Annotated in this window: 21 protein-coding genes and 3 pseudogenes; 12 read left to right on the top strand and 12 right to left on the bottom strand. The window is 68.1% G+C overall.

Features of this window, described 5'->3' with window-relative positions:
* Window positions 1–404: 404 nt before the first annotated feature.
* Window positions 405–1,748, bottom strand: coding sequence for an IS4 family transposase (locus ACQEXA_RS06160; RefSeq protein ID WP_433128925.1), 1,344 nt, complete (start codon window positions 1,746–1,748; stop codon window positions 405–407).
* A gap of 194 nt (window positions 1,749–1,942) precedes the next feature.
* On the opposite strand from ACQEXA_RS06160, the gene ACQEXA_RS06155 reads away from it, so the two are divergent.
* From ACQEXA_RS06155 to ACQEXA_RS06130, 6 genes and pseudogenes are all read left to right on the top strand, one after another.
* Window positions 1,943–3,403: an IS1380 family transposase gene (locus ACQEXA_RS06155; protein WP_433128923.1), complete on the top strand. Its 1,461-nt coding sequence runs from the start codon at window positions 1,943–1,945 to the stop codon at window positions 3,401–3,403.
* 239 nt (window positions 3,404–3,642) lie between these two features.
* Window positions 3,643–4,899 carry a group II intron reverse transcriptase/maturase gene (gene ltrA, locus ACQEXA_RS06150; protein WP_432920871.1) on the top strand — a complete coding sequence of 419 codons (1,257 nt, stop codon included), beginning with the start codon at window positions 3,643–3,645 and terminating at the stop codon, window positions 4,897–4,899.
* 552 nt (window positions 4,900–5,451) lie between these two features.
* Window positions 5,452–6,459, top strand: coding sequence for a group II intron reverse transcriptase/maturase (gene ltrA, locus ACQEXA_RS06145; RefSeq protein ID WP_433128392.1), 1,008 nt, complete (start codon window positions 5,452–5,454; stop codon window positions 6,457–6,459).
* Complete coding sequence (locus tag ACQEXA_RS06140; protein WP_433128390.1) at window positions 6,423–6,713, top strand: group II intron maturase-specific domain-containing protein; 291 nt, start codon at window positions 6,423–6,425, stop codon at window positions 6,711–6,713. The genes ltrA (ACQEXA_RS06145) and ACQEXA_RS06140 overlap by 37 nt, the downstream gene beginning before the upstream one ends.
* Window positions 6,714–6,799: 86 nt before the next feature.
* Window positions 6,800–7,504, top strand: a pseudogene (locus ACQEXA_RS06135) (transposase); the annotation flags it as partial.
* Between the two features lie 16 nt (window positions 7,505–7,520).
* Window positions 7,521–8,831: pseudogene (locus tag ACQEXA_RS06130) on the top strand (galactose oxidase-like domain-containing protein); the annotation flags it as partial.
* A gap of 18 nt (window positions 8,832–8,849) precedes the next feature.
* On the opposite strand, the gene ACQEXA_RS06125 reads toward ACQEXA_RS06130, so the two are convergent.
* Window positions 8,850–9,170 (bottom strand): hypothetical protein, encoded by a 321-nt coding sequence (locus tag ACQEXA_RS06125; protein WP_432936412.1) that lies wholly within the window; start codon window positions 9,168–9,170, stop codon window positions 8,850–8,852.
* 105 nt (window positions 9,171–9,275) lie between these two features.
* Here ACQEXA_RS06125 and ACQEXA_RS06120 point away from each other — a divergent pair, with 105 nt between their 5' ends.
* Window positions 9,276–9,386: a hypothetical protein gene (locus ACQEXA_RS06120; protein WP_432939870.1), complete on the top strand. Its 111-nt coding sequence runs from the start codon at window positions 9,276–9,278 to the stop codon at window positions 9,384–9,386.
* Between the two features lie 242 nt (window positions 9,387–9,628).
* Here ACQEXA_RS06120 and ACQEXA_RS06115 read toward each other — a convergent pair whose 3' ends face one another.
* From ACQEXA_RS06115 to ACQEXA_RS06100, 4 genes and pseudogenes are all read right to left on the bottom strand, one after another.
* Window positions 9,629–9,754 (bottom strand): hypothetical protein, encoded by a 126-nt coding sequence (locus ACQEXA_RS06115; RefSeq protein WP_433128921.1) that lies wholly within the window; start codon window positions 9,752–9,754, stop codon window positions 9,629–9,631.
* 226 nt (window positions 9,755–9,980) lie between these two features.
* Window positions 9,981–10,226: a GntR family transcriptional regulator gene (locus ACQEXA_RS06110; RefSeq protein WP_359410545.1), complete on the bottom strand. Its 246-nt coding sequence runs from the start codon at window positions 10,224–10,226 to the stop codon at window positions 9,981–9,983.
* A gap of 1,056 nt (window positions 10,227–11,282) precedes the next feature.
* Window positions 11,283–12,378: pseudogene (locus ACQEXA_RS06105) on the bottom strand (integrase).
* A 510-nt stretch (window positions 12,379–12,888) separates the two neighbouring features.
* Window positions 12,889–13,995: a replication-relaxation family protein gene (locus ACQEXA_RS06100; RefSeq protein ID WP_433128919.1), complete on the bottom strand. Its 1,107-nt coding sequence runs from the start codon at window positions 13,993–13,995 to the stop codon at window positions 12,889–12,891.
* A gap of 679 nt (window positions 13,996–14,674) precedes the next feature.
* Here ACQEXA_RS06100 and ACQEXA_RS06095 point away from each other — a divergent pair.
* Window positions 14,675–15,175 (top strand): hypothetical protein, encoded by a 501-nt coding sequence (locus ACQEXA_RS06095; RefSeq protein ID WP_432939872.1) that lies wholly within the window; start codon window positions 14,675–14,677, stop codon window positions 15,173–15,175.
* Between the two features lie 147 nt (window positions 15,176–15,322).
* Here ACQEXA_RS06095 and ACQEXA_RS06090 read toward each other — a convergent pair whose 3' ends face one another.
* Both ACQEXA_RS06090 and ACQEXA_RS06085 read right to left on the bottom strand, forming a co-directional pair.
* Entirely contained in the window at window positions 15,323–16,606 is a 1,284-nt protein-coding gene (locus ACQEXA_RS06090; RefSeq protein ID WP_433128918.1) for a HEAT repeat domain-containing protein, read from the bottom strand.
* A 216-nt stretch (window positions 16,607–16,822) separates the two neighbouring features.
* Window positions 16,823–17,386, bottom strand: coding sequence for a hypothetical protein (locus ACQEXA_RS06085; RefSeq protein WP_433128916.1), 564 nt, complete (start codon window positions 17,384–17,386; stop codon window positions 16,823–16,825).
* Window positions 17,387–17,593: 207 nt separating this feature from the next.
* On the opposite strand from ACQEXA_RS06085, the gene ACQEXA_RS06080 reads away from it, so the two are divergent.
* The gene (locus ACQEXA_RS06080; protein ID WP_432936430.1) at window positions 17,594–17,740 is read left to right on the top strand and encodes a hypothetical protein; all 147 of its coding nucleotides are present in this window, start codon (window positions 17,594–17,596) and stop codon (window positions 17,738–17,740) included.
* Window positions 17,740–18,033: a choice-of-anchor P family protein gene (locus ACQEXA_RS06075; RefSeq protein WP_433134460.1), complete on the top strand. Its 294-nt coding sequence runs from the start codon at window positions 17,740–17,742 to the stop codon at window positions 18,031–18,033. The genes ACQEXA_RS06080 and ACQEXA_RS06075 overlap by 1 nt, the downstream gene beginning before the upstream one ends.
* A 306-nt stretch (window positions 18,034–18,339) precedes the next feature.
* On the opposite strand, the gene ACQEXA_RS06070 is transcribed toward ACQEXA_RS06075, so the two are convergent.
* The 4 genes from ACQEXA_RS06070 to ACQEXA_RS06055 form a co-directional block, all read right to left on the bottom strand.
* Window positions 18,340–18,510, bottom strand: coding sequence for a hypothetical protein (locus ACQEXA_RS06070; RefSeq protein ID WP_432936433.1), 171 nt, complete (start codon window positions 18,508–18,510; stop codon window positions 18,340–18,342).
* Window positions 18,511–18,554: 44 nt separating this feature from the next.
* Window positions 18,555–19,418 carry a cytochrome b N-terminal domain-containing protein gene (locus tag ACQEXA_RS06065; RefSeq protein ID WP_433128913.1) on the bottom strand — a complete coding sequence of 288 codons (864 nt, stop codon included), beginning with the start codon at window positions 19,416–19,418 and terminating at the stop codon, window positions 18,555–18,557.
* Window positions 19,415–19,846 (bottom strand): hypothetical protein, encoded by a 432-nt coding sequence (locus ACQEXA_RS06060; protein ID WP_433128911.1) that lies wholly within the window; start codon window positions 19,844–19,846, stop codon window positions 19,415–19,417. The genes ACQEXA_RS06065 and ACQEXA_RS06060 overlap by 4 nt, the downstream gene beginning before the upstream one ends.
* A 394-nt stretch (window positions 19,847–20,240) precedes the next feature.
* Complete coding sequence (locus ACQEXA_RS06055; RefSeq protein WP_433128909.1) at window positions 20,241–21,230, bottom strand: Acg family FMN-binding oxidoreductase; 990 nt, start codon at window positions 21,228–21,230, stop codon at window positions 20,241–20,243.
* 717 nt (window positions 21,231–21,947) lie between these two features.
* Here ACQEXA_RS06055 and ACQEXA_RS06050 point away from each other — a divergent pair.
* Together ACQEXA_RS06050 and ACQEXA_RS06045 are read left to right on the top strand one after the other, a co-directional pair.
* Window positions 21,948–22,553, top strand: a complete 606-nt coding sequence (locus ACQEXA_RS06050; RefSeq protein ID WP_432936441.1) for a hypothetical protein — start codon at window positions 21,948–21,950, stop codon at window positions 22,551–22,553.
* A gap of 19 nt (window positions 22,554–22,572) precedes the next feature.
* Window positions 22,573–24,939 (top strand): bifunctional polysaccharide deacetylase/glycosyltransferase family 2 protein, encoded by a 2,367-nt coding sequence (locus ACQEXA_RS06045; RefSeq protein ID WP_433128907.1) that lies wholly within the window; start codon window positions 22,573–22,575, stop codon window positions 24,937–24,939.
* Window positions 24,940–24,980: the final 41 nt, after the last annotated feature.

The raw sequence follows: 24,980 nt of genomic DNA, 5'->3' as shown, positions 1-24,980 counted from the left end.
TGAGCGATGTGGAAAAGGCGGCGGTAGAGCCGTCAGGTGGGGATCAGGAAGACGAACGCAAGTGAATCGCTGCTGAAGTGTCGTTAGAAAACAGGTGACATCAGAACCGGAGATTTGTGGTTGCTCCGGGATAAGTCTGGCGGGAGTCCCGTCTACTGGCCAGGCGGTGTCCGGCACGGAGGCGACGTGAGCCTGATCTGCGGCTCTCGCATGGAACGTGAGAAGGCATGCCCTGATAGTGCCGCTTGAGTCATGCGGGTGGCGAGAGGGAGCGGCCCAAGCGGAAGAACCGTGAGGGTTTGAGTACCGACGCGGGGTGTGCTGGCGGACCGGCTCGTAGTAGTGAGGAACCCTTTGTAATGAAGGGGGAGCGAAGGGGCCGGGCAATGCCGTTGCTTGAATGTCTAAACCAGTTTGGGGATGAGGGTGATGGTCTTCGGCTGGACGCGGCGGGTCGGTTGGCGGGTCCAGCCCTTCGGAGGGTCGGCGTACTTGAGCTTGAAGCGCTTGACCAGGCGGTCGGCCTCGCGGTCGCGACGTGGTCCGATGTCGAGTTTGCGGAGTTTGGCGGCGAGGGTGGCCAGGAACTTCGCGAGTCGGCGTGGGGTGCTCGCGGCCTGCTGGATGACGCTGCGGCGGGCGGCTTTGAGGACTTTGACGAAGGAGATCCGGTCCGGGTCGAGGCGATGCTGGCCGGCGATGTCCACGATCATGCGGGACAGGCAGTGGTGGACGGTCAGGTGGGCCCAGACCTCCTGGTGCACCAGGGCCGGCTCCGCCGAGCGCAGGACCTGCTGCGGGCCGCGCTGGAAGGTCTTGAGTTGGCGGTTCGACAGCTCCGCCTCCCAGCGCTCGTGATAAAGGGCCGCGAGTTCGGCGGCCGGGGCCTGGTCGGGGTCGAGGAGGTCGGTGAGCAGACGGATCGTCTCCCCACTGTTGACCTGGTACTCGATCACCCGCACGGTCACCGTGTGGACCTTACGACCGCCGACCCACTGCGAGATCTCCGCCAAGTAGGTGCCGTCCGGCAGGCGTTCGACCGGGGTGCGCGCGTTGTTCGTCTTCGCGCGGATCAGCACGTGGGCGCCCGCGCCGGTGAACGCCCGCCACACGCCGACCCCCACGAACCCGCGGTCCATGATCACGAGCATGCCAGTCGCGGCGGCAGCGAGAGGCACGGCCAGGTCCTGTTCGCTGTCGACGAGGCCGCCGACCCGCGCGTCCAGCACCGCGTGCGTGCCGATCTCCGTCAAGGTGACCACCCGGACCTGCGGGAACGCCAGCGGACTGCCGTCTTTTGCCACCTGCCCGCCGAACGCTGCCCGGTTCGCCGCCGTGTCCGGGGCGTCCAGGTAGAACCCGTCGACCGCGGCCAGCCGCATCCCACGCCAGAACGACCCGGCAAGCCCGTCCGGAGCCAGCGGACCCGCGACCTTGCGAAACACCGTCTCCAGTACCTGCGGGCCAAGACGCTGCCGCGCCCGGGTGAACGACGACTTGTTCGGAACCGCGCCACCCATCCCCGGGATCGCGCTGACCAGGTTCTCCGCCACGTCGTCATAGGAGTCCTGATGGAACAGGGCCAGCCCCAGCACGAAGTACACCATCGTCCTGACCGGCAGCGCACCCGGCCGCTTGTCCCGTCTCCCGTGCGCGACGACCGCCTCGTCCACCAGCTCCGGCGTCACCCACCGAGTCAACGCCCCCAGCCGCACCTGATCAGATAATCCCACCCACGCGTGACCCATGCCCGACCCAACGAGGGCCAGCCCGCCACGTCACCGCCCCAGAGCGAACTTGTTCGCACATCAAGCAACGGCATTGACCTCATGTGTTCAGCTACGTCTGTGACCTGATGCCCCGACAGAAGAAGGGTGCCTCCCACCTGCGATGATCTGGATTGCCTAGATCAAAACCGTCGCAGAGAAGAGGCACCCGACAGGTGCAGGCTACCGAATGGGATCACCGGCTTGCTGTGCGGGCCGACGGCAAGAACCTGATCGGCCACGCGGGCGTGGTGTTGCTGCGGAAGGTCGCCGACCGCACTGGCCTGGTCACCGCACTGAGTGCGGCGCTGCCGAAGGGCGCCGGGCCGGGCTGGCGGGAGCGGGGTATGGCGCTGGTCCAGCTGGCCTGTGCGATCGTGCTCGGCGCGACGAACATCCTGGAAGCCGAGCGACTGCAGTACCAATGGCGGCCGCTGTTCCCGCGCCCAGTCTCGGACAGCACCCTGCGCCGCACTCTGGCGACGATCGACGGCCTGGTGGCGGCGCGGGTCGAGCGCGTCCGCGCTGCTATACGCCGCGTGGTGTGGACGCTGCTCGCCCTGCGCCCCGGCGGCTTCCCCTGGATTACGGTGTGCGGCCGGGCCCTGACCGGCTGGTACGTCCTCGACCTGGACGCGACCATCGTCACCTGCACCAGCGCCAAGGAGGGCGCGGCGGGCACCTTCAAGGGCAGCTTCGGTCACATGCCGCTGGGAGCGTGGGTGGCCAACACCCGCGAATGCGTCGCGATGCTGCTGCGGCCCGGCAACGCGCCGCCCAACGATGTCGCCGACCACAAGACGGTCCTGGCCGCCGCGCTGCGGCAACTTCCGCTGCCGCTGTGGTCGAAGCTGCTGATCCGGATCGACGGCGCGGCCTTCAGCCACGATGTCCTCGACCACCTCCAGCAGTTGTCCACCAGCCGGCGCCGGGTGCGCTGGGTGACCGGCTGGGCCATCAACGCCACGGACGAGCAGGCCATCGCGCTGCTGCCCGAGAACGTGTGGACGGCCGCACTGCGGCAGGACGGCGAGGTCCACGAGATCAAGGGATTCGACGGCGAGACGGTCTCCTACCAGGTCGCCGAGCTGACCGGGGTCCGTGACCTGACCGGCTGGCCCGAGGGGATGCGGCTGATCGTGCGCCGGGTCAAGCCCTCGCGGCGGGATGCGAAGAAGCTGACCGCCTTCGAGAAACGCACCGGCTGGCGCTACCAGATCGTCGCCACGAACATCCCCGCCCACCAAGGGCTTTCCGGGGTTCCCGCCTCGGGGCAGGTGTGGTTCATCGACGCCCTGTACCGGGATCACGCCGAGGTAGAGGACCGCGTCAAAGCGATCAAACGGGTCGGCCTCGGGCTGTTGCCCTCGAAGTCCTGGCAGATCAACGCCGCCTGGGTGCTGGCCGCCACGATCGCCGCCGACCTCGACGCCTGGACGCGGCTCCTTCTCCTGCACGACGAGCCCGAACTCGCCGCCGCCGAAGCGGAAACGATCCGCATGAAGCTCTACCACCTGCCCGCCCGCCTCACCTCCCACGCCCGCAGACGCACCCTCCACCTCGACCGGACCTGGCCCTGGGCCACCGCGTTCACCGCCGCCTGGCAGCGAGCCCATCAGCTTCCGGCCCGCATCTGACGGCCGACCACCACCCCGACAAGGACCAGGAAGGAGCAGGCCAGCAGGATTCCGGCCCCGTGGAAGCCGGCGCACCCGCAGCGTCACGCGAAGGCCCCCACACCGACCACCGGGACAAATAGGGCAAACCGTCGGACCGGTCAGACCGATCAGGCCACAGACGAATCGAGGTTGAGGGGCCGGGTCATCCGTGACTGATTGTTCGTTCGGTCAACCGGAAGTTCTCCGGGAGGAGCTGGGTGGACCAGTTGAAATCATCGGACAAGCCGTTTGAGATCTCGAAGTGGGAGGTTCAGGAGGCGTACGAGAAGGTCAAGGCGAACAAGGGTGCGGCAGGGGTGGACGGGCGCTCCATCGAGGACTTCGAGAAGGATCTGAAGGGTAATCTCTATCGAATCTGGAATCGTCTGTCTTCGGGGAGTTACTTTCCGCCTCCGGTGAAGGGTGTGGAGATCCCGAAGTCGCATGGTGGTGGGGTTCGTTTGCTCGGTGTGCCCACCGTGGCTGACCGAATCGCTCAAACGGTAGTAGCCCGGCGTCTTGAAGAGAAGGTCGAACCGATCTTCCATCAGGACTCCTACGGCTACCGTCCTGGGCGGTCCGCGTTGGATGCGGTCGCGGCGTGCCGGAAACGCTGTTGGAAGTATGACTGGGTGATCGATCTGGACATCCAGAAATTCTTTGACAGCGTGCCCTGGGACCTTGTCGTCAAAGCGGTTCGGGCCCACACGGATCTCCCCTGGGTAGTTCTGTATGTGCGGCGGTGGCTTGAGGCGCCGTTGCAACTGCCTGACGGGACCTTGCAGCAGCGCGATCGCGGAACCCCGCAGGGTTCTGCGATTTCGCCTGTTTTGGCTAACCTGTTCATGCATTATGCGTTCGACATGTGGATGGCCCGGGAGTATCCGGGCGTACCGTTCGAACGGTACGCAGACGACGGTGTTGTGCACTGTGTCAGCGAGGGTCAGGCCCGGAAACTACGGGAGGCAATCGCGAACAGGATGCGGGAAGTTGGGTTGCGGCTGCATCCCGACAAGACCAAGATCGTGTACTGCCGGGATGGTAATAAGCGCCGACGTCCGTACGGGCAGACGGAGTTCACCTTCCTGGGGTTCACTTTCCGGGCTCGCAAGGCCATCGACAGGAATGGGGAGAGGTTCACCTCGTTCCTGCCGGCGATCAGCAAGGAATCCTCGAAGAAGATCAGTGGTGAAGTGCGGCAATGGCGGCTTCACCGACAGATCGGCCGGACCTTCGCCGAGCTCGCACGGGCGATCAATCCGATCGTTCGGGGCTGGATGCAGTACTTCGGTGCGTTCTACCGGACGGCGCTGCTTCCCCTCCTGGAGCGCATCAACGCCTACTTGATGCGCTGGATCCGCAAGAAGTTCAAGCGGCTGCGGACCTTCAAGAAGGCCCATGCGTGCTGGCGGCGTATCACCCGTCAGTACCCCAGGCTCTTCGCCCATTGGGCATGGGTTCCCACGTTCTGGTGATCAGGATGACAAGAGCCCGGTGACGGGAGACTGTCACGCCGGGATCTGTGAGGGCCGGGGGGTGAAATTCCCCCCGGCTACTCGACCTCATGCTGCGCTAGCTGAAGACTGCCGTGGTGAACGATGAGGAAAAGGCGCCGGAAAACGGTGTCAGGTGGGGATCGGGAAGGCGAACGCAAGTGAATCGCTGCTGACGTGTCGAAAAGTAGAGTTGACATCAAAACCGGGGTGTCAAGGCAGTCCCGGGAGGAGTCTGGCGGGTGCCCGTTTATTGGCCAGGCGGTGTCCGGCATGCAGGCGGCGCGAGCCCGGTCTGCGGCCTTCGTGCGGAACAGGAGAAGGCGGGCCTGGATACGTCTCCGCTGGTGAGCGGGGAGAAAGGGAGCGTCCTGGACGGTCCGAAGCCGTGAGGGACTGAGTACCGATGCCAGGCACGCCGGCGGACCGGCTCGTAGTAGTGATGAAGCCCCTGTAATGGGGGCGGAGCGAAGGGGCCGGGTCGTTCGTGACTATGTTTATTCGATCAACCGGGTGTTTCCCGGGAGGAGTCGCGTGAACGAGTTGAAAGCATCAGGCAAGCCATTTGATATTTCGAAGCAGTCCGTCTGGGAGGCGTACGTGAAAGTCAGGTCGAACAAGGGCGCTGCGGGTGTGGATGCGGTGTCGATGGAAGAGTTCGAGAAGGATCTGAAGAACAATCTGTACCGGATCTGGAACCGTCTCTCCTCCGGCACCTATTTCCCACCCCCGGTGCGTGCGGTGGAGATCCCGAAGAAAGGGGGCGTCCGGATTCTGGGCGTGCCCACGATAGGGGATCGTATCGCTCAGACGGTGGTTGCCGGGGTGCTGGAGGCGAAGGCCGAACCGGTCTTCCACCCGGACTCATACGGCTATCGTCCCGGGCGGTCGGCGATCGACGCTGTGGGCCGGTGCCGGGAGCGCTGCTGGAAGGCGGACTGGGTCATCGACCTGGACATCCGCGCGTTCTTCGACAGCGTTCCGTGGGATCTGGTCCTCAAGGCGGTCGCTGCCCACACTGATCCGTCCCAGTCCTGGGTCCTGTTGTACGTGCGGCGCTGGCTGGCCGCACCGCTGCAACTGCCCGACGGGACACGGCGCGAGCGGGACCGGGGGACGCCCCAGGGCTCTTCGGTTTCGCCTGTCCTCGCCAACCTCTTCCTCCACTACGCCTTCGATTCCTGGATGGCGCGGAACTTCCCCGCCATCGGGTTCGAACGCTACGTGGACGACGCGGTGGTCCACTGCGTCAGCGAACGCCAGGCACGCTTCGTGCTCAAGGCGATCGAGAAGCGGATGACCGAGGTGGGGCTTGAACTGCACCCGGAGAAAACCCGGATCGTGTACTGCCAGGATGCCAACCGGCGTGCCTCGTACGAGCAGACCGAGTTCACCTTCCTGGGTTCACCTTCCGCACACGCTCCGCGGTGCGCAAGGACGGCCGGATGTTCCGGTCGTTCCTCCCCGCCGTCAGCGGGGAGGCCCTGCGCCGTATCAGTTCCGAGGTGCGGTCCTGGCGGCTGCACCACCGCACCAGCCTGACCGAAGCAGACCTCGCACGGTTCATCAACCCGATCATTCGGGGATGGATGGCGTACTACGGGGCCTTCTACCAGTCGGCCCTGTATCCCCTCCTGGAACGCGTCAATGCCTACGTGATGCGGTGGATGCGCAAGAAGTTCAAACGGCTGCGGGGCAGGAAGAAAGCCCAAATGGCGTGGAACCAGGCCGTCTCACGACGACCTCGGTTCTTCGCCCACTGGGCCTGGACCACCCATGCTCCCCGCGTCTGGTGACCAGAGCGACAAGAGCCGTATGACGAGAGATCGTCACGTACGGATCTGTGAGGGCCGAGGGGTGAGAATCCCCTCGGCTACTCGGCGAGCGGGTCCTTGACCTGGGAAACGTCGGACCGTTGATCCTGCTGACGGGCTACCAGACCCCTGCCGCCCTGCGACGGACCGGCGGCAAACGACTGGTGACCTGGCTACGTAACCGCAGCGTGCGCAGTCCCGAAGCCCTGGCCGAGGCCGCCCTGGAAGCAGCCGAGCGTCAACACACCGCCGTCCCCGCGGAGAAGATCACCGGACAGGTGATCCACACCCTGGCCAAGGAGGTGATGAGCCTCAACGAGCAGATCGCCGAGATCGACAAGCTCATTGCGGCCCGGTTTCGCGACCACGAACTCGCCGAAGTGATCGAGAGCATGCCCGGTATCGGCCCACTGATGGGCGCCGAGTTCCTCGCAGCCACCGCCGGCGACATGAGCCGTTACGGCACCGCCGACCGCCTCGCCAGCCTCGCCGGACTCGCCCCAGCGCCCCGCGACTCGGGCAACGTCAGCGGCAACTTGCACCGGCCCAGGCGCTACCACCGCGGCCTGCAACGCGTCTTCTACACCTCCGCGCTCATCAGCATCCGCAGCTGCGACGACTCGCGCCGCTTCTACGAACGCAAACGCTCCGAAGGCAAGCGCCACACCCAGGCAGTCCTCGCGCTGGCCCGCCGACGTGTGAACGTCCTGTGGGCTCTCATCCGTGACCGACAGTGCTACCAAAGCAACCTCCCCGTCACTGCCACGGCTTGACAACATCATTAGGAGGTCCTACTGGGGGCTGTACCCGTCGATGATCCTGATGCAGGACGGCCGGCTCTTCTACTCCGGCAGCCATGTCTTCGGCAACGGCACACCCGGCACCGGCTCGGCGGTCTACGACTACGACGCCAACACCGTCACGCCCATCAACGGCCTGCAGAACAAGGACCAGCGCGACCAGTCGGCCAGCGTGCTGCTGCCCCCGGCGCAGGACCAGCGGGTGCTGACCATCGGCGGCGGCAACATCGAAAGCAACCCCGACGCCAACCGGCTCACCGACCTCATCGACCTGAAGCAGCCGAACCCGGCGTACTCCGCAGGACCGCCGCTGCCCCAGGGCACGGTCGACCTGCCGACGGGCACCGCCCCGGAGACCGGTGCCCAGGGCAAGATGTACGTCTCGGCCGTCCTCCTGCCCGACGGCAAGGTCCTGGAGACCGGCGGCGGACTGCACAACCGGGCCGACCCCGTCCACGAGGCCTCGATCTTCGACCCGCAGACCGAGACCTTCGCCTCCGTGGCCGCCGACCCCCAGGCCCGCGGCTACCACTCCTCTGCCTTCCTGCTGCCGGACGGCCGCGTGATGGCCACCGGCGACAACCCCGGCAACGGCACGTGGAACCACAATGTATCGATCTACACGCCGGCCTACCTCTTCAAGGGCCCCCGGCCGCAGATCACCTCGGTCGCCGACAGCAACTGGACCTACGGCAGCACTCAGCGGATCACCGTCGACCGCACCATCGCCAGAGCCGAACTGATCCGCCCGGCCGCAGTCACCCACTCCTCCGACCCCAACCAGCGCTTCATCGACCTGCCGATGACCGTCAACGGCACCACCATTGACCTCAACGTCACCAGCAACCCCAATGTGGCGCCGCCCGGCTGGTACATGCTCTTCGCGGTCGACGCCAACGGCGTGCCCTCGGTGGCGAAGTGGGTCCACCTGGACGCTCAGGCAAGCGCCACCGCGCTGCGCTCCACGGCTTCGGCCGGCGCGGACATCCCGTCCCCGCACATCCACGACTTCGCCAGGGACCTGTCGAACAAGCCCCAAAAGCCAGGGAAGAAGCGCACCTCGGCCCCGGTGGGCGTCCGCGTCTTCGGCTGCGACAACCGCTACGGCACGCCCGACCTCTGCGTCCCGACCGTCTTCCCGGGCACTGTCAAGAGCACTACGGCCGCCCGCTGCACATGGCTGAGCAGACACGATTTCCAGCTGCCGTTGAAGGTCAACGGTACCGCCGACCCGCTGCGGCTCGATCCGAACCACAACGGCCTGGCCTGCGACCGTACCGACGGCATGTCACCCAAGTGACAGCTGCACGGCGGCAGCTCAGCGTCGGGCGCTTCGCCGTCTTGCCCAGGTCGCAGCGTGGCGTCGATTGAGCAGGTCGCGGTGCCGGCGCAGGATCGTGTCCGGCCGTACCAGAAGCAGGAAGCGCCGCAGTGTGTTCATCGGGAGGTGGTGGAGCAGGCCAGCGAGGATCGCGTGGTCGGTGTCGGTGAAAGCGGGCTTGCCGACCTGACGTTGAAGGACCTGCAGTTGGTGTCTGAGCGCCGGAGTCTCGATGCCCTTCTTGCGATCGCTCATCGGCAGCAGGCTCAGAAGTGCGAAGGTGTTGGTGGCCGCGAGGTGGGCCAGGCGCAGCAACACGAGAGATCATGATGCTGTTCGCACTGGGCCACGGGAAGACAAGGGGAACGGTTGGCGGTCACGCCATAAGCCGACGATCAGGGCTGTGGCCTGGGCGGATGATGTATCGGCACCCGCAACGTCGTAGAGCAGGGCGACACCGGCCAGGTGCTCGGCCACCCAGCGCATCACTACACCCGCCGCCTGATCGACAGCGTGCCGCGACTGCCAGCCTGAACCCGGGCCCAGGCGTCGGGTGTCTGACGCATCCGGCCTTCCACCGCTACCCGGCTGCGCCCAGACACCAGTTGTTCCTTCCGCCTGGCCGGTCGGGTGAACCTTGTAACCAGAGTCGTCCTTGCGCCACCACGACCGTATCGTCAGTGGTCAACTCCCCCTCGGACACTCGCTATAACGATACGGAAGCGAGGGCCTCGACCTTACGGTCGCGGTGCTTGTTGCGTTTTCGTAGCTGATGGTCATGACCGGACTTCGTAGAGTGGACAGTCCTTGTCGGCGTCGGCGTCGGCGTCGACGGCTTGGATGCGTTGTGCGATGTCTCCGGGCCTCTTGGTCATCGCCCCGATCTGCTCGGCGTCAGCCATGACTCCCTCTTCCCGGTGACGGCGGGCAGTGCGTCGAGCTTCCCCTGCGCCGCTTGCCTATCTCCTTGATCCACTGAGTGGCGACGGTTGGGTCGGCTCCGGCATCGAGGGCGGCTTGATCGCGGGCCACGCGCCGCTCACACTCCTTGATTGCCTGCCAGGTTCGGGCGCGCTCGCGGGTCTGTACCTGGGCGGTGCTCGCCGCGATGGCGTGTGGCTGGCATTGTCATGTCCGGGGTGGCGACTCCACCACGAAGCTGCCTTTGCCTCGCACCGTGACGATCAGGCCCCGCTCCACGAGCAGCTGGACAGCCGCCCGTGCGGTCGGACGGGACACGCCGAACTCGTCACAGATGCCAGCTTCGGAGGGCACCCTACGCCGTGGCGGATAGGTGCCGTCGGCGATGCGGGCAGCCAGGATCGCGGCGATCTGCTCGTAGAGAGGCTCAGGTCCGTCGAGATCCAACGTCATGTATCGACCGTAGGAGCCATACGACAATGCTTCTCGTCACATGACGTCATCTGACAACATCTGACAAGTGAGCTAGCGTCGATAAGGAAACCCCCGCGACCGTGCGACCGGTCCGGGGGCGTGGACGACGCTTTCGAGGGAGCATCGACATGGCAGAGAGTACGGCCATCCCATCTGCGGCGGAACCAGCCGCTGTCGAGTACCAGGCCCTGTTGGACCACTGCAGCACCTGCCGCACCTGCCGCAGGGCGACGGCGGTAGCCTGCCCGGAAGCCGGGCGACTGCGCAGGCAGTGGTCGGCGGCGCGGCGTGCAGCTCGCGGGGGTACCCAATGATCTGCGCACGCTGCGACGAGCCGATCAAGAAAGACGAGCCCTACGTGACGCGGGACATCGAAGCCGCATCCGGCCCCGGGGCGGTCATGCACCTGCACCCGTGGTGCCAGCCGGCCGCGGCCGCTCAGCCCCTGACGTACCCGGTCGGCCGGGGCGCTCAAGACCCCTGGCGCTTCTGAGCCGGTAGGCGCGCCAAAAAGGGCGGCCGCGACGGCGAGCAGTACAGCGGCCGCCATGCACTCCGTGCACGTGGTTCGTAAGACCCACGCGGAACTCGACGCGTTCGCGCTCGAATGGGCCGCCTCCCGAGGGCTGGCGCTCTAGTCTGAGCGCTCACCTCACCGAACAGCACGGACCGTCCCTGCCCTCGCAGGATGGCCCGTCCCGGAGGAAGTATGACCGTCACCGACCCTGCGGCACCCAATGTCACCAGCCAGACGTGGACAGGCCATTGGCATGGCTTCGGTCCTTGGCTCGGCTCTCCCAGCCGTTACGCGCAGAAGGGCAACAGGCGACCGCCCAACCCTGTGCGGCCTCAGGCTGACTCGGATCATGCCGCCCGCTATCAAGAGGCCGCCGGCGAGTTCGTCACGTCTAGCCTGCCGCGGCTGGTCGGCGATCAGTTCGGGCAGGGCCAGGGTGTAGTCCACCTACTCCAGCAAGTTGCGCACGCGGTCCGCTTGCGCAGCGCTTTCCTTGCCGAAAATGTCGTCCGTGCAGGTTAGGCGGCGTGTTCGTACTCGTGGAGGATGCCGCCGAGGCGGTCGGGTCTGCGTATGTCGAGACGGGGGATCTGCTCCGGAGCAGTGATCGGCGTGGGCAGGGAGTTGAGGGGACGGGCGTTCGCGATGTTCTGGTGGGGTTGGTGGGAGTTGTAGAGCGGTTCGAACTCGCGCAGAGTGCGGGGGAGTTGGTGCTGGTTCCAAATCAATGTCCTGTCCAGAAGCTCGCGTCGACAGGTGTGTATCCAGCGCTCCCTGAGGGACTTCATCTTCGGCGTCTGCACGCCGCTGAATGTGACCTCGATGCCGGCGTCGGCGAGGATGGCGTCGAAGAGGGCGGGAACTTTCCCCTCCCAGTCCCGGATCATGGATCTGGCCCGACAACCGGCGTCCTCAAGGTCGATGACGAGGTGCTTTGCGGCCTGCGCCACCCCGGAGGCGGTCGGGTGCGCAGTTGCGCCGAGGGTACGGATGCGCCGTGTGGCGTGCTCGATGACGACCAGCACGTACATGCGCGCCCCGGAGGGGGTGACGGTTTCGAAGAAGTCATAGGCGAGGCGGGCGTCGGCCTGGGAGCGCAGGAAGCTCGCCCAGGTATCGGAGGTCCGTTCGGGTGCGGGCGCGGTACCGGCCTGGTGCAAGATCTCCCACACCGTGGACGTGGCCACCTTCACCCCGAGGACGAGCAGTTCGCCATGTACTCTCCTGTAGCCCCAGGTGGGGGTCTCTGTCGCCGGTCGCAGCATCAGGGCCCGGATGGAGCGTATGGTCCGTGGCATGCCGGGCGCTTGGGGTGGGAGGCGCAGCGTGGCGGCGTGCGATCAGGTCGCGGTGCCGGCGCAGCACCGTCTCGGGGCGCACCAGTAGCCACATGCTGCGGAGAGCATCGAGCGGCAGCCAATGCAGGAGAGCTGCCGGGAACGCCCGGTCGCCGGGAGTGAACCGGACTCTGTTCTTGCCGAGTTGGCGTTCCAGCAGCGTGATCTGTTGGCGCAAGGCGAGTATCTCGGCATCGTTCTCGCGGTCGCTCATCGGGAGTAATCGCAGGAGGGCGAGGGCATTGATGACGCCATGGTGGGCCAGTTTCAGCAGCACGGTCGATCATCATGTCGCCTTGATCCACAGGGCGGCCGGGGTGCTGACTTTGACACTTCGGGCGACGTGGTCGGCGCCCGGTGGCCGAGGCACACTGCCTCACACCAGCGCGGATGAGTTTTCGGCAGGCGCTGGGTCTGGGTCTGTGCGGTGCTTGCCGTGGTGCTTGCGGGGCTGAGTGCTGCGATGGTGGCGGCGAGCCGATCCGGTGCGAAGGCGCGGGCATGCACGAGTCTGGCGCCCTGCGCACGACGTCTTCGCGCAGGTTGACGGTCCGCGGGTGGCCGAGCCCGGGGTGGAGCGCGGCTTCCTGCCCCAACGCTCAGACGACCATTGGCCCTGCTGAAAACAGATCTGCGCAATTGGCTGCGCATCCGTGTCCGGGACCATTGCGCAACCCCTCCCCCCCCAGGCGACTTCACGGTGCGCAGCCTGCGCACCCGGGCCTGGAAGACATCCGTCGTTGCGCGATCGAGCTCCCATTGCGCAGCTATCGGTCGGACGGTGCGCTCACCGCTGTGACCTGCTCTGGTCGGGTCCATGGTCGGGTCCGTACAAGCCGTGGTCGGGCATGATGTCCGGGCCATGTCGGCGGCGTGCTGGAGGCGGCTTGGGCGGTTGCGCAGCCATCGCGTGCGCGAGGCGCCGCGCAGCGGCGCTGTGACCTGCTGTGGTCGGGCTCATGGTCGGGAGAATTACGCAGGCGCGGGCGGAGCGGCTAGGCGCGGCGGGACTGCATCCAGCCGACCTTGTGGTCTTGGTCCGGGACGTGGATGGGATGCCATACGGGTGCGGAAGGGCCGTTGTGGAGCAGGTCGGTGAGGGGGCTGCCAGGACGGGGATGTCGCGCGGGAAGCTGGACAGCGCCAGTGCCCTGGTGGCTGCGTGCAGGGCTTGGATGCGCGTGACGATGCCGGTGGAGCCGGTGCCGTCCAGGACGAACAGCAGCCGCGGGAACAGGGCGTAGCGGCGCCTCCAGTCCTCCTCCAGGGGCTGCAGCCTTAAGTTCGGCCGCGGGCGTCCAAGGGGTGTGGGCACGTAGGCGTGCAGGCGGGCGTAGGCGCCGAGTTTGGCGGCCAGGCGTTCGGGGCCCATGGTGGCCCGGTCGACTTCCACGAAGGCCCGCAACATCGACCCGCCGTCGCCGCAGGTGCGGTAGTACAGGAGGGCGTCGGGGATGACAGCTTCGCCGCTGCCGAGGGAGTGGTAGACCTCGGGGATCCAGTCCAGCGGCCGGCACACGTCTCCTCGGCGGCGGGCGTCCTGCAGGAAAGCAAGCCCGGTCTCCGTTACCGCCAGCGCGTGCCTTGCCCGAAGCCGCGCGGCGGTAGGGTCGGCGATCAGCTTCGGCGGCTGCCACTCCCGCAACTCCGGCCACTCGGAGGCGACCTGTACACCGTACTGGGTGGCAAACCACACCCGGGTGCGCCCGGCCTGGGGCAGCGTGATGCGATCGATCAGGCCCTCGCTGCGCAGCTTGGCCAACCTTCGTCGCGTCTGCTCAATCCGCACTCCGGGCGCGATCACCCGATGCATCTGCTCGGTCGTCGCCATCCGGTACTGCGCCAGTACCGCCAGCGCCAGCCAGTCCCCGCCGCCCGCGCCCACCTTCACCATCGCCAGGTCCTCCCGTACGCTGCGGCACCGCTTGCCCGGCGCCGCCCGTACCGACAGACCAGCAGCCGGCCCCGACCACACGTGCGACCGTGGAGGCCCGACCAGAGTCACGATGCGATAACCCCGCCCCCAACCACCCCGGAAATCCCGCCGAAAGCCCCACCAGCATCCCTGCCGACAACTCTCCGCATCTACCGGGCGCCTGACGGCGTATCCACAGCTCACCACGCCTGTTTGGGCATCGTCGGGAGCCCGACATCCCCCTATGCGCCTCTCGCAGCCGACCCCTGAAGCAGACAGAGAAAGGGTTGGGGCGGGCTGGGGCGGGCGGTCGGCGCGGCGGGGGATCGGGCGGCTCGGAACTGTTGTTGCGCGTCGGCGGGGCCTCCGCGCTCGGCGCCGGGCAAGCCAGCACAGAGAGGGGATCGGCGGGCGAGGTGCAGCGTGACAAGAACATGCGCCATCGTCACGATGCCACGGTGGCGCTTTGCCCACCCTAATCGCCCTCGTGCAGAGCGCAGAGGCCAAGCCCGAGCGATGTGCAAGCGAAGTGCTGGGGCGGCTGCCGCATGGCGACGTTCGCTCACCATTAGTGTGCCGTACGTGAGGGTCCTTGCTCGGCCTCGTACTGGGCGCGTGCCTCGTTCACGGCCGCTCCGGCGACCTCGTCCTCGACCCGATGTGCGGCATCGGCACCACCCTCGTCGAAGCCATCCGCCTCGGCCGCCATGCCATCGGCACCGAGTACGAGCCCCGCTGGGCCGCCCTCGCCGGCGCCAACGTCCGGCACATCACCACCACAGCAGGTGGCCAAGGCGAGGTCCACTACGGCGATGCCTGCTGCCTGACAACCCCCAGCCTTCAGCTCCCGCGAGGGCCTGGGCGCCGCCACGGTCCTGGTAATCCTTGCCGCGGCGCCGACTCCGGCGCAGGTCGCCAAACTCACCCGCAGCCAACTGGAGGCACTGCTGAAGAGAGCTGGCCGGAAACGGGGGATCGAGGGGGAGACCGAGCGGCTCCGCGACGTCTTCAGGCTCCCGCACATGCGCCAACTCGCGGCGGACGAGGACGGCGACGTTCGGGACGCGGCGCGCGCGGTTATGGGGAAGCCAGTCGCACCGGGATGACGGGCATCCTGTCTTCAGTCAGGGCTCCGAGGACCTCGGTGAACAGGTCGTAGAACTCCGTCCGGCGTCAGCGCGGGGCAGGTGGTCCGCGTGAGGAGCGAAGTCCGACTCCGTCGCAGCGTAGTGCCTTTGTGTCATGGCCCCGCCCTGGTTCTCCAGAGGGATGACTTTTGAACCGCGCGCTCGACCAGCGGGCACGCTCAGCCCCAGATGTATCCGGTCGTGTCGTCGTGGCCGTCATCCGGAAGGCCCGCGTAGACGCGCAGCGCCGCTCGGGTGTCGGGCAGCCGCTGGCTTCGGAGGCTCTCTTCGAACTTCTTTCCGTACGCGCCCCAGGGCCCGGCCTTCACCAATGCCTGGAGGAGGCGTTGTCGCCCCTCGGCGAGTTCGGCGAACGGGAGGAGCCCGTCGTGGAAGGGCTCGGCGAAGGCCACGGCCAGCACTGATGTTGCCGTCGATTCCATGTGGTTGCGGGGCATCGCTGCCAGACAGTCGGCCACGCTGCGGAAGACGGTCTCCTGGTCATGGTCGGCGAGCGGCAGAAGGGAACGACAGATGTAGCCCGGGATGTCGCATTCGTTGTAGTCGAGGTCCGGCTTTGGGGTGTCGGCCGCCGCCGCGGCGAGTTCGGCGATCACGTGCCCGGTCAGGTCGGTGCCGAGTCCCGTGGCGCCCTTGGCGCTGCCGATCCGGGCGAGCGCGGTCGCCGCCGCCCAGCGGATCAAGGGCTCTGTGGCGTCCAGGTGGGGGCTGATCCGTGAGGTGAGGGTGATGTCGCCGAGCAGGCCGACCGCCACGAGGGCGGTGGCCGTCACTGTCACGGAGTCCTCGACCTGCAGGCGGTTGAGGAGACGGGGCAGCACGGCGGCCGCTTTTTCGGGGAACCAGGCCGACAGGTAGGCGGTCCTGGTCCGGATGGCGGGGTCGGGATCGTCGAGGAGCGGGAGCAGGCCGGACAGTTCGGCTCGGACCGCGTCGTAGGAGAGTAGGGCGCTCGCCCGGGAGTCCATCAGCCGCCCGGCGGCCCACTCCGCACGAGTCTCCGTGAGCCTGCTGCGCTTCTTCTCGTCCAGCTCGGCGGCTATTTGCTCGTCGTACCAGGCCAGTGCCTCGTCCATGCTCAGTTTGGCGGCCGCTGCGCGCCAGGCCTTGATGTCGATGCCGCGGGGAAGGTCGTACTCGTCGTGCCAGTCGATCGCGAGTCTGGTCAGCAGCGACAGCACCCCGTCTCGGACCGGTTGGGGGCCGGCCAGGGCGATCCGGGCCAGGAAAGGCACCGCGTGCGGTGACGCGGAGTATCGGGTGCCCTGGTGAAAGATGTTGCTGAACAAGGACATCAAGGCGCTCTCACGGGCGGCCTCATCTTTGCCGCACAACGCGGTGAGCTGACCTGGGACGTCCTGCGCCCTCCCATACGCGTGTCCCAGCTCGGCCCAATCCACCTCATCCAGGCCTTCCAGGAGGCCACGCCCAATGTTGATCACCGGCCGACTGTCGCACACGCCACTGACAACGAGCTGGGCGAAAGCCCATGCCTGGCCTGCGTACGCGGCCGGTCGGCCGAGTCCGTGAGGAAATGACACGGCTCGTGAGACTGAAGCCGCCCGACACAGCGTGAGACAGCCTGAGAAAGCGCAGGCCGCGGCCCCCTACCTGTGACACCAAATCTGAGATCCTACAGGCCGCTGCCACCCACGTGGTCACGTCGCCGTCACTACAACAACGACCGTCTCACCCGACGTAGACGATCTAGGGTGGACACGTACCGGCGGGGCGACGCGATCACGGGTCCCATCGGTCAGGTCGGCTGGCCGGCCTCTGCGAAAATTTTCCGCCCCTCTCCTTCCAAAACCCCGGAAAGTCGCGCCGTCACCCTCAGCGACAAGGGGTCCATCTGCGTATCCCTTGATCCATCTATCGCTCGCCCCGGGGCGTGTATCCTTCCGGTGCGCGAAGCCGGTCGCGATGGGTCGCTCTCCGTCGGCGCCGGGCTGGATCTCCACCGTGAAGACTGCGTCCTTGGGGCCGGTGCCTTCTTCGTGCGCCCACACGATCACGCGCACGTGCTGCTGGCCTATGCCGTTCGCCTTCCATTCGGTGATCAGGTCGGTGACGACGAGGGTGGCGACGTACTTGGCGTCCTGCCCCGGGGCGTCGGTGGTGACCACTCCCCGCGACCGGTGGGAGTGGGAGCCGTGGGGGTGCCAGCCCTGCGAGCCGTGCGGCTCCTCCACGCGGTACACCCAGACTCTCTCGGTGCCCATAGCACTGATCCTGCCACCGGGGGGCTTATCGCCACACGGCGGCGGGGGCGAGGGTAGTGCCGGCTACCCCCACCCCTCCTCCAGGGCGACGTCCGCGCGGCCGCCTGAGCGGATCTGGGGCCCGATCCTGTCCGAGAGGGGCCGAGGCCCCGGAACGGGTGAAGGGCGGGTCCACAGGGGCCGTGCCCCTGCTCGAGAGGCGAGACCATGACTGAGCCAGTTCGCATCTACATGGTGACCAACCCTGGCCCGGTGTTCGGCCCCGGCGGGCGCGTCGTCATCCGCAGCTCCGCCCCGGCCGGTTCGGTCGTCGACCGCGTCGTCGACGGCCACCCCGTCCGCGTCCACCGGTAATCACACTCTCCGGGCTGACCGCAACTTCGACCAGCACCTGCACCACGACAATCGGGTCCGTCACAATGTCTCTGGCTATCGCCGGCTCGCGGGTGGTCGTGCCCACCGCCCCAAACAGTGCGATCCCGTTCCCGGGCGGAGGCCGCATCGTAGTGAATGAGCAGTCACCCGCCCCCAAAGCCGATTCCGGCCTGACTGTCCGCGCTGTGCACATCATGGTGCCCGGCGTCTCAGGCCAGCTCGTCGACATCGCCGTCGGTACGGCGACCAGCGCTGCCCACAATTGCCGGTAGAGAATCCTCCGCCAGGCTGCCCTCGGGGGCTCCTCCCAACGTTTCCCCGAGGGCAGATGGGCCGCCGAGTCCTTTGCCGGCGGGTGCGTCGCCACAGTAGAGGGCTCGGCTGGTCGGAGAGCGCGGCCAGGATCCGCGCCGCCTGAGCGGCGGATACGGCGAGCACGAGGCCGCTGATCAGGACGCGCAGACCCGTGCCAGGTCCCGGGGCGGCGCGCAGCCCGTCGTACAGGGCGCCCGCCGCGCATACCGCCATGGTGGTGAGGGCCCAGAACCAGCGTTGGGCGCGCCTCAGGCTGGCGGTGCTCATCCGTGCCCCTTCGGGTTGGCGATCCAGACCTCGACGGTGATCGCGGCGAGCGTTAGCAGCAGCACGGTGGCCGCGCCGAGGGCGAGTTTGCGCTCGCGCCACCTGCGTCTCGGGCTCCGGTCCAGGAACGGCACGAGGAAGATCAGTCCGAAGACGCCATGACCCACGCGATGGAGGCGACCCCGAACCATTCCTCCATCGGGAAGAACCATCAGAACATCCACAGCGGGCGGGTGATCTCGATCCCTTCGACGGGGGTCGGCCCGACCACGGGCGGCACTAGCACGCCCAGCATCGACAGCACCCCGAGCGGGACGAGCCCAGAGGCGGACACGCGCCTGAGGTGGGTGGTGAACGGCTCGGACGGCTCAAGGGCGGACACCGGGATCTCGGGATGCGATGAGATCCTGTGCCGCTTGATCAGCAGGGCGTGCCACACGAAGAGCAGCAGGATCAGGCCGGCGACGATCACCACGTGGGCGTTGAACAGGCGCAACAGGATGGACACCCGGTTGGTGAGCTTGTCGGTGAACCAGATGCCGGCCCCGCCGAGGAGTTCGGCCACGTCCAGGTTGTGGGTCATGGCCTCGTACCCCTCCTGATCCCACTTCAGGACGGTGCCGGTGAACACCGCCAGGAATGTCAGCAGGAACATCGCCGCACCGATGACCCAGTTGCCCTCGCGGGGCTTTTTGTACGAGGCGTGGAAGAACACGCGCAGCAGGTGAAGCAGGGCCAGGACGAACATTGCCTGCGCCGCCCAGAAGTGCAGGCCGCGGGCGAAGCTGCCCAGCCACACATCGCTCACCAGGTCGCGTACGGACTGATTCGCGTGCTCCGGGACCGGTGTGTAGAACTGCGTGATGTAGATCCCGGTGACCAGAAGGATCACGAAGGCCACCGCTGTGATGCCGCCCAGGCTCCATGCCAGATTGTTCGCATGCTCGGGCACCGGATAGGTGAGCGCCTTGATGCCCATGCGTTCGTCGATCGCGTCGACGGCGCGATGGAACCATCCGCGGCGGCCCGATTCCGCCCCGGCCGGGCGCGCTGGGGTCGGTGAGGCCGAGGTCATCGTTTCCTGCCCTCCCCGTCTTCGTCCGCGGCGGTACGGCGCTTCAGTTCCCGGATGCTGTAGCCGGGGCGCAGCCGCACCGACAGCCACAGCCCGACCGCGATGGCCAGGAGGGACAGCGCGAACAGGGTGGCATCGCCCGAATCGGCGATGCCACGAGCCGGCCGGAATTCATCCAGCACCACGCTCGTCCCGGTCTCGGTACCCGTGACGAGGTGCCCGGCTTTCGGAGCGGATGGCAGGTTGCCGTCCAGCGAACGCAGCAGAAGCCCACGGGCCTCCTGGAGGGAGGCTTCCTGAGGGCCCGTACGCTCGACCACGTCAAGGGCCTGGCGGACGAGGTTCAGGTCTACGCCTTCCTTGGGCGGGGCCTCCAAAGCGTCTCCGACACGCTCGGCCACCTGATCCTTGGGGGCGGCGTTGGCCAATCAGCGCGATGGCCTGCTCGACCAGCACCGCCGACTCGTCGCTCTCCGCCTCATGCGCTGCGGCCACGCCCGAAAGGAGCAGCGGGACGAGGGCCGCGACCGGAAGTGCCGCACGAGTCCGGGCAGCGACGCGTACCAGTACCCGCGAGCAGGGGGAGTCCCGGCGCAGGGCGGTCGCCCTCCATGGCTCTTGAGGACGTGGCACCGCTTTGACCAGCACGTGCCGAGTATGAGACGGCCCACGAGGATTCCCGGTCACTGACCCGCTGCGCCCGCAGCTTGGTTCACCCCCATGGACGGGACGCTGGGGTCGCAGTCTTGGCTTCCGGGGAAGGAACGACTGCCCACGCGGCAGAGCCACGGCAGGACTGCAGGGGCTGTCACCTGTCCTCGTTCACGCGATGTCGAGCACTTCTTCCACCGGACGGCGAGGGGTCGCACGGACTGGGGGACCATAACCGAGGCGCAGCACCATCTGCACATACCCCATGGCCGTGGTGGGGTCGCGCACGAGCCAGCGCAGATCGGACCACTCCAGGGCGTGGGAGGTGAGGGAGGTGGACAGCCCGTGCATGGTGGCCAGGAGCAGGACGCGCTCCATCGCCTGCCCCGCGCGCAGCCAGTCCTCCGGCCCGTCGCCCGCCGTGCCCACAAGGGCCAGATGAGGGGTCCGTTCGAATGTGGCCGCCCTCCGCCCGGGCATGGGGCGGCGGCCCGCGTAATCGCGTACCGGAGCCTTGCCGTCCCGTTTGCGGGGCCCGAATGCGTACTCCGGGATCCCGTCCGTGGCCGCACCGGCTTCCTCGGCTCCGATGCGGGTCCAGCGGGCCAGTTCCTCGGCGCGTCCGGCATCGACGGCGTCGTGCCCCTCAGCGTCGTGGACCACCTCCAGCAGCGTCTGCACGTGCCAGGGCCTGGGGAAGATCAGGTGTGCTCCTTCCAGCTCCGCGCCGTGGCGGATAGTGGCCTGTACCTCGGGGGGTATCTCCGTCTCCGCGAACGGCTCACGACTGGTGTGCCGGCGGTGGATGGCGGTATACAGCTCGGCCAGACCACTTTCGGAGCGGACCGGGTCCGTCAGCTGCACTGTTGCGAGCAGGTGCGGATCCATGGGATTTGGCAGCAGTTCGACGGCCGGCTCCCAGCCTGCGTGTACGGCGGCGACCCTCAGGTTGAACAGGGCAGCGCCACAGCCCAGACGCAGGGCGCGGTTGTCTGGATCGGACCGCGGCATCGTGCGCGTGAGATCCGCACACAGATGGAACGCGCCGCTGTCATGAAGGAACCGGAACCGCCACGGCTGCGCGTTGTACATGGACGGAGCGGCTGTGGCGTCCTTCACGAGGGCCGTCACGGCCTCGGTGTCGAGCCGTTGCACCAGCACCGAAGACCTCCCTCAGCAGGTCCTTTCTTCCCTCCCACTATTCCACTGCCCAGGGGGACATGCCGGAGGCGAGTGGTCCGTCCTGCGTACGGCCATGCTTCGGCCTGTCGCAGTCACGCCCCCAGGGGCAATTCTGGCTGGTTCGGCAGCCTTTACAGTCGCAGTGCGCGGCGCAAGGTGTCGGCGAGTTCTGCGAACCAGCCCGATCGCCGGCAGTGACCGCCCCTACCCGCACCCCGTCCTGCCCAGTGAGATCGTCGCCATCGAGGCCGAACGCTGCGACCCGTACCGCGACGCCTTCGGCCCGTGCACCGGCTGCGGCCTACGCGGCCGCCTCCAACACCGCTGCATCGCAGACGACCCCGGCCGCGGCCGAGCCCAAGCGGGCACCGCCCAGCCGTGGAAGTGGGTGTCCTGCCCGCACAGCTGCGGCTACGTCGGCCAGCCGGAGATCCGGCCAAGCGTCCTGTACGACTTGGTGCCGCAGCTGAGCGCCACCTGCTGGCCTGAGCGCAGTGGCACGAGCGGCCCACGTGGTAGGGCACGCATGGATCGCCCTGGACGGGGTACTCCCGCACACTGATCCGGATCAAGTGGCGCCTTGGCCACTGCCTGTCATCGGATCGGTCCATACATCTTGGTCGTCGTTGCCGGTAGGCGCACAGGGTTCAGACCGGGTGTCGGCATGCGATCCGCCCCCTTGTAGGGTCCGGTGCCGTGGAACAAGGATCTGGCATCCAGACGCACCTCGGGGACCCGGCGGCCCCGCTACAGAGCCCGCCGCCAAGCCCTGCGCCTGAGCGTGCCGCCCGACGGCGAGCGGCGCAGCCTGTCTTCGTCGACGCCTCGGGCCGCCGGCAGCGCCGGGTGCGCCGCCTGGGGCTGCTGCTGGCCGTACCCGCGGCGGGCTATGTCGCCCTGCTGCTGAGCGCCGTGCTGGGCGGACCGACGGTGGACGCCCCGTTCCTGCCGCTGCCGAAGGCCCCGAATCACCGGTCCCCCGGCACCGCCCCGCCCAGTGCCCCCGCCCGTGCTCCGCACGGCACCGCCGGCAGCGGCGGGGCTGCGCACAGCACCGGCCCGGGGACCACCGCAACCGGGCCCGGGGCCGCTACCCAGCCTGGCTCCGGCCCCACCTCGGCCCGGCCGGCCGCCAGCACGACCCCCGCCCCCGCGTCCTCGGCCGCCCAGCCCACGGCCGGCGCCACCCCGACCGCCACGCCCAGCCACGGCAGCAGCACCCACACCGCGACGCCCGGCGCAAGCAGCCACGCCACCTCGGCGCCCGGGGCCAGCCACAAGCCGACCACCCGTCCGAACTGAGCCACACCGAGAGCGACCCATGTCAGGAAACCGAGGCCGCAGACGCGGCGGCCGACCCGGCAGTGTGCGGGACGTCCCGCTGCGCACCCACTGGCTCCTCCTCACCGTGCTGGTGATCACGCTGTCCGCGGCGCTGCTGCTCCAGGGCTACACCCACCACATGTTCGGCACGGCGGCCGACGGCGCGCCCCGCGCCCAAGGCCCCAGCGGCGACATACCGGCCACCGTGGTCCACGGCGGCCCCGTCATCCAGGACACCGGAGCAGGGGTACGCACCGCCCGCCCGGCGACCCGCACCATCGCTCTCACCTTCGACGACGGCCCGGATCCCACCTGGACACCGAAGGTCCTCGACGTCCTGCGGCGCAACCACGTGCACGCCACCTTCTTCGTGGTCGGCAGCCAGGTCGCCGCGCACCCGGAGCTGGCCAGGCGGATTGTGGCCGAGGGCCACCAGCTGGGCATCCACACCTTCACTCACACCGACCTCGGCGCCATCGCCCCATGGCGGCGCTCTCTCGAGCTGAGCGAGACCCAGCTGGCGGTGGCCGGCGCGACCGGTGTCACCACCCCGCTGCTGCGTCCGCCGTACTCCTCGTCCAACGACGCCCTGGACGACCGCGAGTGGAGCGCCGTCGCCCAGGCCTCCCAGGCGGGTTACCTCACCGTCCTGAGCACCTTGGACAGCGAGGACTGGAAACGTCCCGGAGTGGACCGGATCGTCGCCGCCGCGACGCCGCGCGGCAGCGCCGGCCAGGTCCTGCTGATGCACGACGCCGGAGGCGACCGCGCGCAGACGGTGACCGCCCTGGAGAAGCTGCTGCCGCAGCTGAAGGCGCACGGCTACCGGATCGGTACCGTGAGCACCGCACTCGACATGGCGGACCCGGTTCGGGCGGCCGGCGCCTCCGACCACTGGCTCGGCCAGGGCCTGATCTGGGCCCTGCAGGGCGGCGACTGGGCTGTGCGCCTCATTTCCTGGCTGCTGTACGCGGCCGGGGCGCTGAGCGTCCTGCGGGCCGTCGCGGTGCTGATCGCCGCCCGCCGTCACAGCCGGGCCCGGCAGGGGACGTGGGGCCCGCCGATCGCCGAGCCGGTGAGCGTGATCGTCCCCGCCTACAACGAGAGCGCGGGCATCGAGGCCGCGGTGAGGTCGCTGCTCGCCTCGGACCATCCGGTGGAGGTGATCGTCGTGGACGACGGCTCCACGGACGGCACCGCCGACCTGGTGGAGTCGCTGCGGCTGCCGGGGGTCCGGGTCATCCGGCAGCAGAACGCGGGCAAACCCGCCGCGCTCAACACCGGTCTGGCCGCGGCCTCCTGTGAGCTGGTGGTGATGGTCGACGGCGACACGGTCTTCGAACCGGACGCGGTCCGCATGATTGTTCAGCCTTTCGCCGACCCGCGGGTGGGTGCCGTGTCGGGCAACGCGAAGGTCGCCAACCGGGGCGGTCTGCTGGGGCGGTGGCAGCACATCGAGTACGTGGTCGGCTTCAACCTCGACCGGCGGCTGTTCGACCTCGCCGAGTGCATGCCCACGGTGCCGGGGGCGGTGGGCGCCTTCCGGCGCCGGGCGCTGCTGGCCGTGGGCGGGGTCAGCGACACCACGCTGGCCGAGGACACCGACCTGACGATGGCGTTGTGCCGGGCCGGGTGGCGGGTGGTCTACGAGGAGCGCGCCAAGGCGTGGACCGAGGCCCCGGCGTCGCTGGGAGCCCTGTGGCGGCAGCGTTACCGGTGGTGCTACGGCACGCTGCAGGCGATGTGGAAGCACCGCGGGGCGCTGGTGCAGGGCGGCGCATCGGGCAAGCTGGGCCGGCGCGGCCTGGTCTATCTGGCGCTGTTCCAGATGCTGCTGCCGTTGCTCGCCCCGGTGGTGGACGTGTTCGCCCTGTACGGTCTGGTCTTCCTCGACCCGGTGCGGATCGCGGGACTGTGGCTGGCCTTCCTCGCCCTGCAGGCGCTGATGGGCCTGTATGCCTTCCGGTTGGACCGGGAACGTCCGGGGCCGCTGTGGAGCCTGCCGCTGCAGCAGTTCGTCTATCGGCAGCTGATGTACCTGGTCGTCATCCAGTCGGTCTTCACCGCCGTGGCCGGCACCCGGCTGCGCTGGCAGCGCATGGAACGCTACGGCAGCCTCCAGGTACCGGTCGCGGCGAGCTCCGCCGGCGCCCCGGTGCCGCAGGCCGCCGCGCCGGTGCCGCAGGCGGCCGCGCCGACGGCCGACCTTGCGCAGAGCTGGCTGGAGGAGGCGCGGGCTGCACCGCGCGACTACCCCACCCACCAGGGCATGGGACAGCCGGGCTGGACGCCCGAACAGCCACTACCGCACCAGCAAGGCGGGCCCTACGGGCAGTACCAGCAAGGTGGGCCGTACGACAGCTGATCCGTACGATGCCGCAACGGGCCGAAGAGGTTTCCCTCCGG

This window comes from Streptomyces sp. CA-106110 (genome assembly GCF_050936285.1).
Classification (GTDB): domain Bacteria; phylum Actinomycetota; class Actinomycetes; order Streptomycetales; family Streptomycetaceae; genus Streptomyces.
Note: the sequence above shows the minus strand (reverse complement) of the source record. Positions and strands in the feature narration are given on the sequence as shown.

Excerpts from the sequence above, each read along its gene's own strand:
- ACQEXA_RS06160 (WP_433128925.1), bottom strand. The coding sequence starts at position 1,748 with ATGGGTCACGCGTGGGTGGGATTATCTGATCAGGTGCGGCTGGGGGCG.
- ACQEXA_RS06115 (WP_433128921.1), bottom strand. The coding sequence starts at position 9,754 with ATGGCTGACGCCGAGCAGATCGGGGCGATGACCAAGAGGCCCGGAGAC.
- ACQEXA_RS06110 (WP_359410545.1), bottom strand. The coding sequence starts at position 10,226 with ATGACGTTGGATCTCGACGGACCTGAGCCTCTCTACGAGCAGATCGCC.
- ACQEXA_RS06100 (WP_433128919.1), bottom strand. The coding sequence starts at position 13,995 with ATGGTGAAGGTGGGCGCGGGCGGCGGGGACTGGCTGGCGCTGGCGGTA.
- ACQEXA_RS06095 (WP_432939872.1), top strand. The coding sequence starts at position 14,675 with ATGTGCGGCATCGGCACCACCCTCGTCGAAGCCATCCGCCTCGGCCGC.
- ACQEXA_RS06085 (WP_433128916.1), bottom strand. The coding sequence starts at position 17,386 with ATGGGCACCGAGAGAGTCTGGGTGTACCGCGTGGAGGAGCCGCACGGC.
- ACQEXA_RS06080 (WP_432936430.1), top strand. The coding sequence starts at position 17,594 with ATGACTGAGCCAGTTCGCATCTACATGGTGACCAACCCTGGCCCGGTG.
- ACQEXA_RS06065 (WP_433128913.1), bottom strand. The coding sequence starts at position 19,418 with ATGACCTCGGCCTCACCGACCCCAGCGCGCCCGGCCGGGGCGGAATCG.
- ACQEXA_RS06045 (WP_433128907.1), top strand. The coding sequence starts at position 22,573 with ATGTCAGGAAACCGAGGCCGCAGACGCGGCGGCCGACCCGGCAGTGTG.